Source organism: Ruegeria sp. CDSC002, assembly GCF_059610905.1.
Genome location: NZ_JBXWOM010000007.1, coordinates 220,633 through 233,329 on the forward strand (window position 1 = coordinate 220,633; position 12,697 = coordinate 233,329).

The 12,697-nt window shown below is 55.4% G+C and carries 14 protein-coding genes and 1 tRNA gene; 10 read left to right on the forward strand and 5 right to left on the reverse strand.

Annotation, left to right across the window (positions count from 1 at the left end; translation table 11 throughout):
- Nucleotides 1–14 precede the first annotated feature (14 nt).
- On the forward strand, nucleotides 15–422 hold the full coding sequence (locus tag AC2FJE_RS15040; RefSeq protein ID WP_496756309.1) for a universal stress protein: 408 nt from the start codon (nucleotides 15–17) through the stop codon (nucleotides 420–422).
- Here AC2FJE_RS15040 and AC2FJE_RS15045 read toward each other — a convergent pair.
- Entirely contained in the window at nucleotides 407–910 is a 504-nt protein-coding gene (locus tag AC2FJE_RS15045; protein ID WP_496761102.1) for a HugZ family pyridoxamine 5'-phosphate oxidase, read from the reverse strand. The genes AC2FJE_RS15040 and AC2FJE_RS15045 overlap by 16 nt on opposite strands.
- A 239-nt stretch (nucleotides 911–1,149) precedes the next feature.
- Here AC2FJE_RS15045 and AC2FJE_RS15050 point away from each other — a divergent pair, with 239 nt between their 5' ends.
- The 3 genes from AC2FJE_RS15050 (at nucleotide 1,150) to AC2FJE_RS15060 (ending at nucleotide 2,247) form a co-directional block, all read left to right on the forward strand.
- A complete protein-coding gene (locus AC2FJE_RS15050) occupies nucleotides 1,150–1,455 on the forward strand; it encodes an excalibur calcium-binding domain-containing protein (protein ID WP_373455756.1) in 306 nt (101 codons plus the stop codon).
- A 97-nt stretch (nucleotides 1,456–1,552) separates the two neighbouring features.
- Nucleotides 1,553–1,843 (forward strand): antibiotic biosynthesis monooxygenase family protein, encoded by a 291-nt coding sequence (locus tag AC2FJE_RS15055; protein ID WP_170414756.1) that lies wholly within the window; start codon nucleotides 1,553–1,555, stop codon nucleotides 1,841–1,843.
- Nucleotides 1,844–1,893: 50 nt separating this feature from the next.
- The gene (locus AC2FJE_RS15060) at nucleotides 1,894–2,247 is read left to right on the forward strand and encodes an MmcQ/YjbR family DNA-binding protein (RefSeq protein ID WP_496706018.1); all 354 of its coding nucleotides are present in this window, start codon (nucleotides 1,894–1,896) and stop codon (nucleotides 2,245–2,247) included.
- Here AC2FJE_RS15060 and AC2FJE_RS15065 read toward each other — a convergent pair.
- On the reverse strand, nucleotides 2,244–2,951 hold the full coding sequence (locus AC2FJE_RS15065) for an ORF6N domain-containing protein (RefSeq protein WP_496706016.1): 708 nt from the start codon (nucleotides 2,949–2,951) through the stop codon (nucleotides 2,244–2,246). The two genes, AC2FJE_RS15060 and AC2FJE_RS15065, sit on opposite strands and share 4 nt — an antisense overlap.
- Nucleotides 2,952–3,172: 221 nt before the next feature.
- Here AC2FJE_RS15065 and AC2FJE_RS15070 point away from each other — a divergent pair, with 221 nt between their 5' ends.
- Nucleotides 3,173–4,159: a PIN domain-containing protein gene (locus tag AC2FJE_RS15070; protein WP_496761103.1), complete on the forward strand. Its 987-nt coding sequence runs from the start codon at nucleotides 3,173–3,175 to the stop codon at nucleotides 4,157–4,159.
- On the opposite strand, the gene uvrB is transcribed toward AC2FJE_RS15070, so the two are convergent.
- Complete coding sequence (uvrB, locus tag AC2FJE_RS15075; protein ID WP_496761104.1) at nucleotides 4,160–6,346, reverse strand: excinuclease ABC subunit UvrB; 2,187 nt, start codon at nucleotides 6,344–6,346, stop codon at nucleotides 4,160–4,162.
- Nucleotides 6,347–6,426: 80 nt separating this feature from the next.
- Entirely contained in the window at nucleotides 6,427–6,906 is a 480-nt protein-coding gene (locus AC2FJE_RS15080) for an SRPBCC family protein (protein ID WP_496756294.1), read from the reverse strand.
- Nucleotides 6,907–7,060: 154 nt separating this feature from the next.
- Here AC2FJE_RS15080 and AC2FJE_RS15085 point away from each other — a divergent pair, with 154 nt between their 5' ends.
- The 4 genes from AC2FJE_RS15085 (at nucleotide 7,061) to AC2FJE_RS15100 (ending at nucleotide 9,625) form a co-directional block, all read left to right on the forward strand.
- On the forward strand, nucleotides 7,061–7,372 hold the full coding sequence (locus AC2FJE_RS15085) for an ETC complex I subunit (protein ID WP_058273439.1): 312 nt from the start codon (nucleotides 7,061–7,063) through the stop codon (nucleotides 7,370–7,372).
- On the forward strand, nucleotides 7,373–7,849 hold the full coding sequence (locus AC2FJE_RS15090) for a GNAT family N-acetyltransferase (protein WP_058278703.1): 477 nt from the start codon (nucleotides 7,373–7,375) through the stop codon (nucleotides 7,847–7,849).
- A 21-nt stretch (nucleotides 7,850–7,870) separates the two neighbouring features.
- Nucleotides 7,871–7,947, forward strand: a tRNA-Arg gene (locus tag AC2FJE_RS15095).
- Nucleotides 7,948–8,185: 238 nt separating this feature from the next.
- Nucleotides 8,186–9,625 (forward strand): CAP domain-containing protein, encoded by a 1,440-nt coding sequence (locus AC2FJE_RS15100; protein ID WP_496761105.1) that lies wholly within the window; start codon nucleotides 8,186–8,188, stop codon nucleotides 9,623–9,625.
- 464 nt (nucleotides 9,626–10,089) lie between these two features.
- Here AC2FJE_RS15100 and xylB read toward each other — a convergent pair whose 3' ends face one another.
- On the reverse strand, nucleotides 10,090–11,526 hold the full coding sequence (gene xylB, locus AC2FJE_RS15105; protein WP_496698895.1) for a xylulokinase: 1,437 nt from the start codon (nucleotides 11,524–11,526) through the stop codon (nucleotides 10,090–10,092).
- A 120-nt stretch (nucleotides 11,527–11,646) separates the two neighbouring features.
- On the opposite strand from xylB, the gene AC2FJE_RS15110 reads away from it, so the two are divergent.
- Entirely contained in the window at nucleotides 11,647–12,672 is a 1,026-nt protein-coding gene (locus AC2FJE_RS15110; RefSeq protein ID WP_496756289.1) for a LacI family DNA-binding transcriptional regulator, read from the forward strand.
- Nucleotides 12,673–12,697: the final 25 nt, after the last annotated feature.

The window sequence follows — 12,697 nt, forward strand, 5'->3', positions numbered from 1 at the left end:
CGGAGGTGCGCGTCATGTATCACAATATTCTTGTCCCCATTTCCTTTGATGCCGAAAAGGATATCTCTGGGCCGTTGAAGCTGGCCGAAATACTGGCGACATCGGATGCGCAGGTCACGTTGCTGCACGTGGTCGAGCATATTCCGAGCTACGCCATTTCCTACATGCCACCCGAGTATCTGGCCGAAGCTCGCAAGGCGCTGCAGATGGAACTGGACGCGCTTGCGGAAAAACTGCCCAACGCTGAAGGTGTTCTGGTCGAGGGTCATTCGGGGCGGACAATTCTTGACTGGGCAGTCGAACATAAGCCTGACCTGATCATCATGGCATCTCACCGTCCAGGGATGCAGGATCTGTTGCTGGGTTCTACGACCAACCACGTCGTGCGCCATGCGGCCTGCGCCGTTCATGTGGTGCGCTGATCGGGCCAAATGTCGGTTGGGGCAAGGCGCCATGCCTTGCCAAAGCCGCCGTTCAAAACTGCATCGGAAATGGTGAACGTGACGAACCCGAAATCGGTGAAGTCCGCATAGAGCTTGGCCTTGGGCCTCAGGCTCAGATACCGAGCGCGCAGCGCGGCGTGTTTCTCTGTCCCTCTGGCGACGAACTGCGCGTTGGCATGCAGCGTCAACCTTGGGTGCGTCAACGGATCGCCTTTATCACCGGGTTCACCAATCAACAGGGCACAGGCCGGATTGGTGGTCAGTGCCCGGGTGTGGTCGGCCAGGGTTGAGATCAACGTGACCGGATGCCCCTGACCATCCGTTGCTAGTGCCACGCGCGACACAGAAGGAAACGCACTATCTGGGCGCAGCACGGCCAGAGCGCCGAACGTCGCGTTTTCGATCAGGTTGCGGGCCATTTGGCAGGCTGAGTCATCAACCGGGCGGTACGGATCGGTGTTGGTCATTGGTGTCTCAGCCTTGGGCGTTCATTCGGGTGCAACATTATCCGTATTGCGACCTGTGCGCGAGGGGTCGTACAGGTCTCGATTTTGCCGCAAAGCCGGTTTAAGTCTCCGATATGGTTCTCAATGATTCCGAGCAGGGCTCGAATAAGAAAAACCAAAGAGCCGCAGCGCGGCATCGGCGCGCGGATGCGCTGCGCAGACGAGCGTTGTCGCCTGTACGCATCATTTTCATGATCCTCATGTTGCCCGCCACCACCGCGGCGATCGCGGTGGGTGTCTTTTTGCGAACATCCGAATTCGAAAGTCCCGATGCCCTTTTGCATTTGGTAGCGTTGGCTGGCTGTCAGGCCGCCGAAGCGCTTGTACCCGGGCCGTACTGGGACGGTGAGCCGGGGTATCACGCGCGCAACGATACGGATGGAGATGGTGTTGCCTGCGGGGCGACGGCTCCTCAGTTCGCAACTCCCCAACCGGCTGCGGACCCTCAACCAGCTGCGGCGGCGCCTCAGCGGCAGGTGGGTACGGCCAAGTTCGTCCGGCCCTGATCACCTCGACCCGAAACATTCAAATCTATGCTATAGTACACGTGACGCGCCAATTCGGCCGTCAGTGGGGGATTTCGCCCTGAAAGGGAGAAAAGTCATGTTTGCACGTATTACGCAGTTCAAAATGAAGCCTGGCATGCGGGATGCTGCCGAGGCCAAGATGAATGAATTGAAAGACCAGATTATGGGCATGGAAGGCATGCACAGCTTTACCAATGTCATGAATGAAGACGGCACCGGTTTTGTCGTTGCAGTTGTCCAAAGCGAGGAAACATCAAACGCAAACGCATCCAAAGTGGCCAAGCTTTGGGGCCATTTCGCCGAGTTTCTCGAAGGTCCGCCATCGCCTGCGGGGTATGACGTCGTGGTCCACTGGGACAAGGGATAGAACCTCGCCCAGCGCTTGCCAAACCACACACAATCGCCAAAATTGGGCTGATGACCCGCGATGAATTCAACAGCTTTTGTGCCAACCTCAAAGCCACCAGCCATGTGGTGCAATGGGGCAATGCAGATGTGTGGAAAGTAGGCGGCAAGGTTTTTGCGCTCTGTGGCTGGAACGACGGCAAGGATGCTTTCACTTTCAAAGCGACCGATCTGGCTTTTGAGGTGCTGGGCAGCGAACCCGGCATCCGCCCAGCGCCTTATCTGGCGTCACGGGGCATGAAATGGCTGCAGGTCTATGACGAACGCGGCATGAGCGATGAGTCGCTGCGCGAGCATATCGTGACGTCCTACGAGTTGGTCGTGGCCAAGCTGACCAAGAAATTACGGGCGGAATTGGGCCTTTAGCCCTTCATCGCCTGCAGCAATTCCAGCAGTTGTTTCCGGTCGCCGTCATCCGTGTAATCGCCGGTGGCCAGACGCTCGGCAATGCGCAGGCGCAGGCGTTCCTGCTGGGTGCGCACCTCTTCGCCGGCGGTCTCAGCCAGAGTTTTCATGATCATCGCCACCGCTTGTTGCCGCTTGGTGGTGGGGTTGGCGATATAGTCGACGAGGCTCTGTTGCCCGGAATCGAGGATGTTTTCGGCCAGATCACGCAGTTGATCGCCATTGGGCAGCAGCGGGGCAGGGGCGTCCTCGGGCGGCAAGATTTCCGGTACGCTGCGCGGGGTCTCGGCCAGCGCATTTGCGCCGTCGACAAAGGCCTCGGTGATCATCCTTGTGATCTTGATGGCGCGCGGGTCCTTGAACAGAGCCGAGGCGATGGCCACGCCGTAATCCGTATAGACCCACGGGTTGACCCGCCGCCCACCGCGGCCTTTGGGTTTTGAGATCACATTCTGTGATTGCAAATCGGCGACCTCGGCATCGGACAGCTGAAAGCGGTAACCCTCGAACAGGTCCTTGTTGCGCGACACGGCCTGATTGAAGGCGCTGACGGATTTTCCGTAGAACTGCGCCAGATCCTCGGCCAGCACCACGCGAGTGCCGCGCACCCGGTGAATGGCGCTTTGGACTTCATGAGTGCTGGGCAGGATATTGGGTTTCGTCATGGCAACCGTTTGGAATCACAATTTGTGATTTCAAACGTGGAGGAGGGAGGGGTGGGGTGCAAGGTGGAATGTGGTGCTTAAAGGACGGAGAGGTAGAGTGAATAAACTAACTTTTCTTGCTTTGCTGTGCTTCAACAAGTCACATCCATAGGTTGCGTTGTGTCAGTTATGCGCTTGTCTAAACCTAGCCCCGATCAAGTAACCGAAACTGGAATACGGATTTGAAAAGCCTTTTTCTTGATGCAAATATTCTCCTGGATTTTTTTCGCTACGGTCAAGATGACATTACCGAGATCCGAAAGTTGGTGACTCTGATTGATGACCAAGAAATCAGACTATACACCAATAAACTTCTTCAGGACGAGGTCGAGCGATCGCGAGACGGAGTAATTGTAAACTCATTTAATGAATTCAAATCTGGAAAATTCAAAGTTAAACCTCCAAATTATTGTGCCGGAATGCCTCAACTTGATGACCTTCAGAAAATTCTGAAGGAAGCAAATGAAAAGCACCTTCAAATCGTAAAGGATTTAGAAAAAGATATACAAAACCAGTCGCTTGCAGCTGATGAACTTGTAAGGGATTTGTTTTCCAAGTCAAAAGACTTGGAGGTCAATGAAGCAGTCATTAGTCGAGCAAAGGACAGGATGCTGTGGAACAATCCACCAAGAAAATCAAAAGACTCAATAGGGGATGCTCTCCATTGGGAAACTCTCCTTACACTCGATGCTGGTTGGGATTTCCATTTGGTTTCCAGGGACGGCGACTTTGCTTCCGAAGTAAACACAAGTGATTTGAAAGAGTATTTATCCAGAGAATGGCGTTCTACATACAACGAATATGCAAATGTGAACCTATATTCTTCTTTGGCAGGGTTCTTTCGGCAGAACTACCCCCAAATTAAACTATCGGATGAGGCGCAAAAAAACGCCCTGATCGAACGCTTGAACGACTCACCAAACTTTTCGACTACTCATGATGTAATTGCGGAATTGAAAGAGTTCGAATTTTTTACAAACAGGCAAGTCTCAAAGCTTTTTCACATCCTGGTCCACAATAACCAAGTGAACTGGATTTCCACGGACGATGATGTGCACACCTTCTACGTTAGCCTTAAGGACCGAGCGCACTTGGTGCCGAGCGACCTGCATAGTGAGGCGGCGATCGCTCTAGAAGTTGAGGAAGAAGATTTCTTTTTACCGTTTTAATTACCGCTTTCGCCGTTTCACATTCCCACCCCGCTGCCCCGGCCTGCCAGCCGTTGAGCGTCCGCGCGATTTCACCGCGTCTTCCGAGGCTTTCTCGACCGCCCATTGGCGCGCCATGGGGTCGTCGGCGATGGCCAGATCGACCGCTTCCAGACGCTTGATCTCATCCCTGATATTGGCGGCCTCTTCGAATTCCAGGTTCTCGGCAGCTTTGCGCATCTTATCGCGCAGACCGTCCAGATGCGCCTCGAGGTTGGCGCCGTGCATCGGTTTGTCGATGGTGGCTGTGACGCGGTTCATGTCGACGTCGCCCTGATAGAGACCGGCCAGAACGTCCTCGACATTCTTCTTCACCGTCGCGGGGGTGATGCCGTGTTCGTCGTTATAGGCGATCTGTTTGGCGCGGCGGCGGTTGGTTTCATCCAGCGCGCGTTCCATGCTGCCGGTGATTTTGTCGGCATACATGATCACCCGCCCGTCTGCGTTCCGCGCGGCGCGACCGATGGTCTGAACCAGTGAGGTCTCGGATCGCAGGAAGCCTTCCTTATCGGCGTCCAGAATGGCGACCAGCCCGCATTCGGGGATGTCGAGCCCTTCGCGCAGCAGGTTGATGCCGATCAGCACGTCGAACGCCCCCAGACGCAGGTCGCGCAGAATCTCGATGCGTTCCAGCGTGTCGATATCCGAGTGCATGTAGCGGACCCTGATGCCCTGTTCGTGCATGTATTCGGTCAGGTCCTCGGCCATGCGTTTGGTCAACGTGGTGACCAGCGTGCGATAGCCATCGGCGGCGACCTTGCGCACTTCGTCCAGCAAATCGTCGACCTGCATGCCGACAGGGCGGATTTCGACTTCGGGATCCAACAGGCCTGTGGGGCGGATCACCTGTTCGGTGAAGACACCGCCGGTCTGTTCGATCTCCCACTTGGCGGGGGTGGCCGAGACGAAGACGGATTGCGGGCGCATGGCGTCCCATTCCTCGAACTTCAGGGGGCGGTTGTCCATGCAGGACGGCAGGCGGAACCCGTGTTCGGCCAGCGTGAATTTGCGCCGATAGTCGCCCCGGTACATGCCGCCGATCTGCGGCACGCTGACATGGGATTCATCGGCGAAGACGATGGCGTTGTCGGGGATGAATTCGAACAGGGTCGGGGGTGGTTCCCCCGGTGCGCGGCCGGTCAGATAGCGGGAGTAGTTTTCGATCCCGTTGCACACGCCCGTCGCCTCAAGCATTTCCAGATCGAAATTGGTACGCTGTTCCAAGCGCTGCGCTTCCAGCAATTTGCCCTCGCGGACCAGTTGATCCAGCCGGATGCGCAGTTCCTTTTTGATGCCGATGATCGCCTGCTGCATCGTTGGTTTCGGTGTTACGTAGTGTGAATTCGCATAGACCCGCACCTGATCCATCGACGCGGCGCGTTCGCCGGTCAGCGGGTCGAATTCGGTAATAGTCTCCAACTCCTCACCAAAGAACGAAAACTTCCACGCCCGGTCCTCAAGGTGAGCAGGCCAGATTTCCAGTGAATCGCCCCGAACCCGGAACGAACCGCGCTGAAACGCCTGATCATTGCGGCGGTATTGCTGGGCGACCAGATCGGCCATGATCTGACGCTGGTCGTATTCGTTGCCGACCTTGAGATCCTGCGTCATCGCTCCGTAAGTTTCGACCGAGCCGATACCGTAGATGCACGAGACCGAGGCCACGATGATCACGTCATCGCGTTCCAGCAGCGCGCGGGTGGCCGAGTGGCGCATCCGGTCGATCTGTTCGTTGATCTGGGATTCCTTCTCGATATAGGTATCCGACCGCGCGACATAGGCCTCGGGCTGGTAATAGTCGTAGAAGGAGACGAAGTATTCGACCGAGTTTGCCGGGAAGAAGCCTTTGAATTCGCCATAAAGCTGGGCCGCCAGCGTCTTGTTGGGCGCAAGGATGATCGCAGGGCGTTGGGTTTCTTCGATCACTTTGGCCATAGTGAACGTCTTACCGGTACCCGTCGCGCCCAGCAGAACCTGTTCTCTTTCGCCGCCAAAGATACCGCTGGTCAGTTCCTTGATCGCAGTTGGCTGATCACCAGCAGGCGCGAACTCGGTATGCATGACGAACTGCTTGCCGCCTTCGAGTTTCAGGCGCGCGCGAACGTCATCAGCGGTCAGCTGTGTCTTGTCGGAATGGGCATAGGGCATAGGCAGGCTCCGGGTCAGGCCCTTACATTTGTTCTTATTTTGTCCAACTGCAAGGCCTGATCCGGTTCAGAAACTCAGTTTCAGTAATAGGCATACTGTGCATCGGGGATTTGAACCGATTGCACCTTGTCGGCCAGCGCTTTCAGGTTGCTCTCCAGAACCCGGCCCATCATCGCCTTCATCAGTGTTTGACCCATCAGCCAGCCCAGCGGGCCATATTTCATCTGGTAATCCATGCTCCAGACGACCCGTGAATGGCCGTTCGCAAGGGGTTGGATGGTGATGGCCGCATGCGCTTGGATCACAGGCATCGCCGGCATCTCTGATAAGCGTACGCGATAGCCTTTGTTGACTTGCCAATCAGTCACTTCCTCGACCAGCGAGGTGCCGTTTTCAAAGTGGCAACGCCGTTTCGACCCGACGCCGTCTTGCCCAGTCGTCAGCGCATCCACCGAGGCGACTTGTGGTGCGAATTCGTCGATATGCATGAAACGGCTTAGAATGGCCCAAAGTGATTCGGGCCGGGCGTCGATTTCCAGGCTTTTTCTATGGTGGATCATGTTGGTGTCCTCTTGATGGCGTTGCACGATTTATAAAAGGCCCTGATGACAGTTTCTGACATCAGGGCGTGACCAGCCGCGACAATTCCCATCTTGTCCCAGCCTGTACTCTGACGCATAAACAATCTCAGCCAAGTGAGGACGGAGGGGCGACATGCGCGCACGGATTTACAAGCCTGCCAGGAACGCAATGACTTCGGGGATGGCTAAGACCCGCAAATGGGTTCTGGAATACGCGCCCGCGTCGTCGCGTGAGGTTGATCCGCTGATGGGCTGGACGTCTTCCGACGATACGCAATCTCAAGTACGCCTGAAGTTCGACACCAAGGAAGAGGCCCTGGATTATGCCAAAGACAATGGCATCGAAGTCCAGGTTAGCGAACCGCACAAACGCAAACCCAACCTGCGTTCGCGCGGCTATGGTGAGAATTTCGCCACCGATCGGCGTGCGCCCTGGACCCACTAAATGATCGAAATCCATGAGGCGGATCCGACCTCGGACGCGCTGCGCCCATTGATCGAGGCGCATTTCGCCCATGGCGAAGCTGCAGGACCTGCGGAAAGCAACCATACCATGGATGCCCAGGCTCTGGCTGCCGAGGGCATCAGGTTCTGGGCCATGTTTGAGGACGGACAGCCCGTCGGATGTGGAGCGTTAAAGGCGTTGCCGGACGGAACGGCCGAGGTGAAGTCTGTTCACATCATCTCGAAGGTGCGTGGACGCGGTCTGGCGCGTCAGATGATGAACCACCTGACAGATGAGGCTGGCATCCAAGGGGTGGCGGCTTTGGTTCTGGAAACAGGTTCGGAACATCTGCCGGAATATGCGGCCGCCCGTAAGCTATATGAACGGCTTGGGTATTCCTATTGCGGTCCGATTTTTGGATATGAAGACGACCCGAACAGCGCCTTTATGCGCTTGGCTCTTGAACCCCGGAAGTAAAAACAGCAAGAAGGGCCCAGCGGTCCCGTAGCTCAACTGGATAGAGCAGCTGACTTCTAATCAGCAGGTTGAGGGTTCGAGTCCTTCCGGGATCGCCAATTACTCCAAACCACAATGCGTAGATTACATTTTTTGGCCGCCTATTGTGGGCCGCGGTTTATGCAAATTTGGGTAGATGTTGCTTCTAGGGATGAGTCGTACGCAAAATATTGCCGCCCCTACTACTTTGTCGAGCGAATCTCTGCCGTTAAAAGCCTTCACGCGATTTTGGACTGCAGTTTGCACTGATCTGAACAAGTTTGACTGCAACACATGCGAACAATCGGAGGATGGACGATGTCGCAGGCCAGCACGCTTGAGCGTGAAATGCTTAATTTGATCAATGCAGAACGTACGTCGCGTGGCCTTGATCCTGTTCAACTTGAACTCCGCCTGAACGCTTCGGCTGAAGAGCATAGCCAGTGGATGCTGGGATCCGGTAATTTCTCTCATACTGGTGAGGGTGGAAGCTCGGCTACCCAGCGCATGCGCGACGCGGGTTTTGTATTGTCCGGATCATGGGCGACTGCCGAGAACATAGCCTGGCAAAGCCAGGGCGGTGAGCCGGGATTTTCAGACGATGTCGTTGATTTGCACAATGCGCTTATGAACAGCCCTGACCACCGCGCCAACATTCTAAATCCAAACTTGGCTTACATCGGTATCGGAATTGAGATTGGTTCATTTGGTGGTGTTCCTGCCGTCATTGTGACCCAAAATTTTGCCCGTACTACGGCGAGTGTCCAGTTGGACACCGGCGCCGGTTCGGATGCCGGTGGTTCTGATACGCCAGCAGATCCGGTACCGGTCGTTCCCGATCCGGGCGAACCGGCAGATCCGGTTTCGACATCCTCGCAAGAGAATCTGTCGTTTGGCGACGCGGACACCCTCAGAGTGACGCCGGAAGAACTGGATCAAAGTGTTATCAGCGGGTTTGGAGTGGGCAAGTCCCTCGTCATCGAAGGTGTCGAGCTTAGTCGGTCCAACATTCGCTTGACCGAGAATTCGAACGTTGAATTCGATGTTGATGGTGATGGTAGGACGGATCTGACGATTTCGCTGGACGGCGGGCAGTCGGGCGGCGACTTTTTTGCCGTCACCAAGGATGGAAACACCGTGGTCAGCTATGCAAAATTTCTGCCTGACCTTGCGCCTGGGGTCCGCGTTGATAGCAGCGTGATCAACGGCATTGTGAACAAATCCTTTCTCGAAGGCGATGGCACGACCGATTTTCGGATACAGATGGTCAACCTCGGAACCGCTGACTTTAACAATGTCCTTGGCGTTTATGATATTCTAAGTAACGGCGAAATTGCGAATGTGCGCCTGCTGTTTGAAAACACCAATGAAGCGAATGGCGCGGTAGAGCTAAGTAATTTGGCGGACGGAAACCGTCTTGGGTTCTTTATTGTTCAGGATGGTGCGGATTGGGCCCAGACCCTTTCAGACAGCGACAATCTAGGTTTTGTTGCCAGCAATGGTGGCATGGCAGACGTGGACGACGAATTTGATTTCGTTTTAACGGTGAATGGGAACTCTGCTGGCGTCACCACGTTTCACGCTGAAAAGGCGGCCTTGAACAGTGACAATCAGCAACACGCGCTGTCCGGTATCGTGTCGGGCGGCCAGGCAATGACCATCGGTTTCGAGGATTTGACGGGTGGGGGCGATTCCGACTTTGAGGATGTCGTATTCAACGTAACCAGGCTTGAGGACGACGCGTTCTTGATGGTCTAAGTCTGTTTGCCGTGTGCTGCTGACAAACGTATTGAAAGTCTGCGCGCCCTACTTTCGATAACAAAGGTAAGTGTCAGACGTCGATGATATTGCCCTTTCTGCGTTCTCCTTGAATGCGCCGTAGGATTGATGCCTGCGCGCTACGGGCGCAACAACTGCCGTTGGACATTTCACGGTTTGATGCCACTCCTTTGGTAGCGTTCATTGCAGCAAGGCGCACGCACTTGGGAATTGAAACGGGCGGAGGCTTTCCGAGCAGATGCTGTGCGGATTGCCCTGACTAAAGCGGTGGGTCTGGTGAACCGATGCTGCGATAGTGGCGAGTGCCTATTGGGCCTTGAAAGCAGTGTTCAAAACTAGGGTTTGCAAGCAAGAGCTTTCCATGATCCGCGGTAAAGAATGACCGGTAACCTTAGTTAACGTTCTGCTTGGCATCATGGCCACGGAAAACGACTGTATATAGGTCAGTCTACTACCTTCACTGCGGTGTAGAGTCGGCGAAACAGCCTCAGTCTGTCGTGCAGCGCACCGGGACTAGCGGGTTCAAACCTGTCTTTTGTCTGGGGCTGAACTGCCAGATCGGCAATACTAATGGTACCAACTCCACAGGCGGCCAAAAGGGCTGCGCCATAGGCGGGGCCAGAATCCGATCCTTCTGAGCGTACCACCGGCTTTCCTGTCACCGATGCAATCAGGCCCAACAAGAGGTCCGATTGACTGCCGCCGCCGATGGCCGCTAATTCCGGTAGATTTTCTACAGTGTCTCCGAAGCTCTGCGCGGCATCGGCAAAACAAAAAGCAATTGCCTCGACCACGGAACGGCAGAGATCCGCGCGCGTTGTCGAATCCTCAAGACCAAAGAAACAGGCACGAATATGCGGATCCCCGAGGGGGCTGCGTTCACCCGTCAAATACGGCAGGAAAATCGGCCCGCGATCACCGCTGACCGTTTCGGCAAGCGCAACAACTTCGGCAGCGGACAGCTCCAATTGACCACCAATCCACGAAATCGGCCTTGCGCCGTTCAGCATAGCGGCCATTTGATACCAACGGTCGGGCAATGTGTGCGCAAAAGCATGCACATAGCGTTCAGGATTGGGCTTGAACCGACGGTCCGCCACGAACAACTGGCCGGACGTCCCCAGTGAAATGAACCCACGTCCCGGTTCGGTGGCGCCCAAAGATACCGCCCCGGTTGCCGCGTCTCCGCCTCCGGCAACGACGGGTACGCCGGGTTTCAGCCCGGTTTCAGCTGCGGCTTGCGCCGTCACGGTTCCGACGACGACGTGACCGTCGAAAACCTGCGGCAGCCAATCGGGCGCGACATCTGTGGCTTCGGCAACTCCGACATGCCATTTTCGCGATGCCTGATCGAGCCACATTGTACCGGCTGCATCGGACGTGTCGGTTGCCAACTCTCCATGCAGGCATAACCCGATGTAATCTTTGGACAGCAGGATATGAGCAAGTCGGGCATAGTGTGCCGGCTCATGTTGTTTCAACCAGGCGATTTTGGGTGCCGTGAAACCCGGCAAAGGGAGGACGCCAGCGATATGACCAATCTGCGGCTGGGCTTCGCGCAGTTCATCGCATTCACGTACCGCTCTGCTGTCATTCCACAGGATCGCCGGACGGATCGGGCGCAGATCGCGATCCAGCAAAACTGCCCCATGCATCTGACCGGACAACCCGATGGCCTGCACCTCAGACAGCGTGACTTGTTTTGCAAGTTGGCTCAATGCATCGCGCGTCGCCTGCCACCAAATATCCGGGTGCTGCTCTGACCAACCAGGCTGCGGCGAGGAAGTCTTTATGTCTATTGAAGACGTTGCAAGAATTCGATCGGTATCCGCACAGACAAGTTTGACCGCTGACGTTCCGATATCAATCCCGAGAAACATTCAATCCCCTTGCCCGCAGAAACGCCCGGACCTTGCATGGCTATTGATTTTTTAGCGCGCGCAAAGAATATGTAAAAATATGATAAGATCAAGGCGGCTCAGATCCGCAGGCAGACTGACATGACCAAAATAAAGAATATGGAAGAGTTCGCAGCCCTCAGTGGCATCTCGCGGCCTACGGTATCCAAGTACTTTCACGATCCCGACAGCGTTCGCCCGACAACGCGGGCCCGTATCGAAGAGGCGCTGGAGCGGTTCGACTATCGCCCCAATATTTATGCGGTGAACCAGAACCGGAAACTGACCAAGAATATCGGCATCGTCGTGCCCTATCTGGCTGATCCGTTCTTTGCCGAAATCGCGCGCTATTTGGAACAAAGCTGTATCGCGGCGGGGTATCGTCCATCCCTCTTTAGCTCTCATGGTGAACAAAAACTGGAAAACGACATTCTGGACGGGCTGCAATCCATGAAGCCTGCCGGGGTGTTGTTGGCGCCATTGGGACGGACCTCAGACCAATCAGTGATCGAGAGGTTCTGCGCGAATGTGCCGACTGTTTTGTTCGACAGTAACCTAGAGGGTCTGGGTGCCGCGTTTATCGGGTCGGACAATTTCAGCTTTGTGTCGCAAACCGTGGAATACATGATCCGGACGGGCGAGCCCCCGTCATTCTTCGAAATGCGAACGCCTGCAAACCCGAACGCCAACAAACGCCGAAAAGCCTATGTTGAAGTCATGGAGCGTCTCGGGTTCGAGCCGCATATCATCAGAGTCGACGGTAAGGGCTGGGCGTTTGAAGAAATCGGTCACAAGGGTGCGCTGAAAGTTCTGGTGGAAAATGAGCTGCGAACAAACTCGGTCCTGTGCAGCAATGACCGGCTGGCAATCGGTTTTCTGGCGGCTTGCTACGAACAAGGGATTCGGGTCGGTCGACGGGACGATTGCGCGCTGCGTCTGGCTTCAAATGACGATCATCCCTTCGCAAAATTTACGTGCCCCTCTCTGACCACGGCTGCGCATGACTATGACAATGTGGCCGGGCGCAGCGTCGAAACTCTGTTCGAACTCATTGAAAGTGGAGGGAAATTTGAAACACGGTCGGAAACGTTGTTCCCTGCAAGGCTGGTTTTGAGGGATTCCGCGTAATCCTAAAATTTAACGCGCGTAAAGT

What these genes read in the sequence shown, in the direction of transcription:
- AC2FJE_RS15040 (WP_496756309.1), top strand. Translation starts at nt 15, where the DNA reads ATGTATCACAATATTCTTGTCCCCATTTCCTTTGATGCCGAAAAGGAT.
- AC2FJE_RS15045 (WP_496761102.1), bottom strand. Translation starts at nt 910, where the DNA reads ATGACCAACACCGATCCGTACCGCCCGGTTGATGACTCAGCCTGCCAA.
- AC2FJE_RS15050 (WP_373455756.1), top strand. Translation starts at nt 1,150, where the DNA reads ATGTTGCCCGCCACCACCGCGGCGATCGCGGTGGGTGTCTTTTTGCGA.
- AC2FJE_RS15055 (WP_170414756.1), top strand. Translation starts at nt 1,553, where the DNA reads ATGTTTGCACGTATTACGCAGTTCAAAATGAAGCCTGGCATGCGGGAT.
- AC2FJE_RS15060 (WP_496706018.1), top strand. Translation starts at nt 1,894, where the DNA reads ATGACCCGCGATGAATTCAACAGCTTTTGTGCCAACCTCAAAGCCACC.
- AC2FJE_RS15065 (WP_496706016.1), bottom strand. Translation starts at nt 2,951, where the DNA reads ATGACGAAACCCAATATCCTGCCCAGCACTCATGAAGTCCAAAGCGCC.
- uvrB (WP_496761104.1), bottom strand. Translation starts at nt 6,346, where the DNA reads ATGCCCTATGCCCATTCCGACAAGACACAGCTGACCGCTGATGACGTT.
- AC2FJE_RS15080 (WP_496756294.1), bottom strand. Translation starts at nt 6,906, where the DNA reads ATGATCCACCATAGAAAAAGCCTGGAAATCGACGCCCGGCCCGAATCA.
- AC2FJE_RS15085 (WP_058273439.1), top strand. Translation starts at nt 7,061, where the DNA reads ATGCGCGCACGGATTTACAAGCCTGCCAGGAACGCAATGACTTCGGGG.
- AC2FJE_RS15090 (WP_058278703.1), top strand. Translation starts at nt 7,373, where the DNA reads ATGATCGAAATCCATGAGGCGGATCCGACCTCGGACGCGCTGCGCCCA.
- AC2FJE_RS15100 (WP_496761105.1), top strand. Translation starts at nt 8,186, where the DNA reads ATGTCGCAGGCCAGCACGCTTGAGCGTGAAATGCTTAATTTGATCAAT.
- xylB (WP_496698895.1), bottom strand. Translation starts at nt 11,526, where the DNA reads ATGTTTCTCGGGATTGATATCGGAACGTCAGCGGTCAAACTTGTCTGT.
- AC2FJE_RS15110 (WP_496756289.1), top strand. Translation starts at nt 11,647, where the DNA reads ATGACCAAAATAAAGAATATGGAAGAGTTCGCAGCCCTCAGTGGCATC.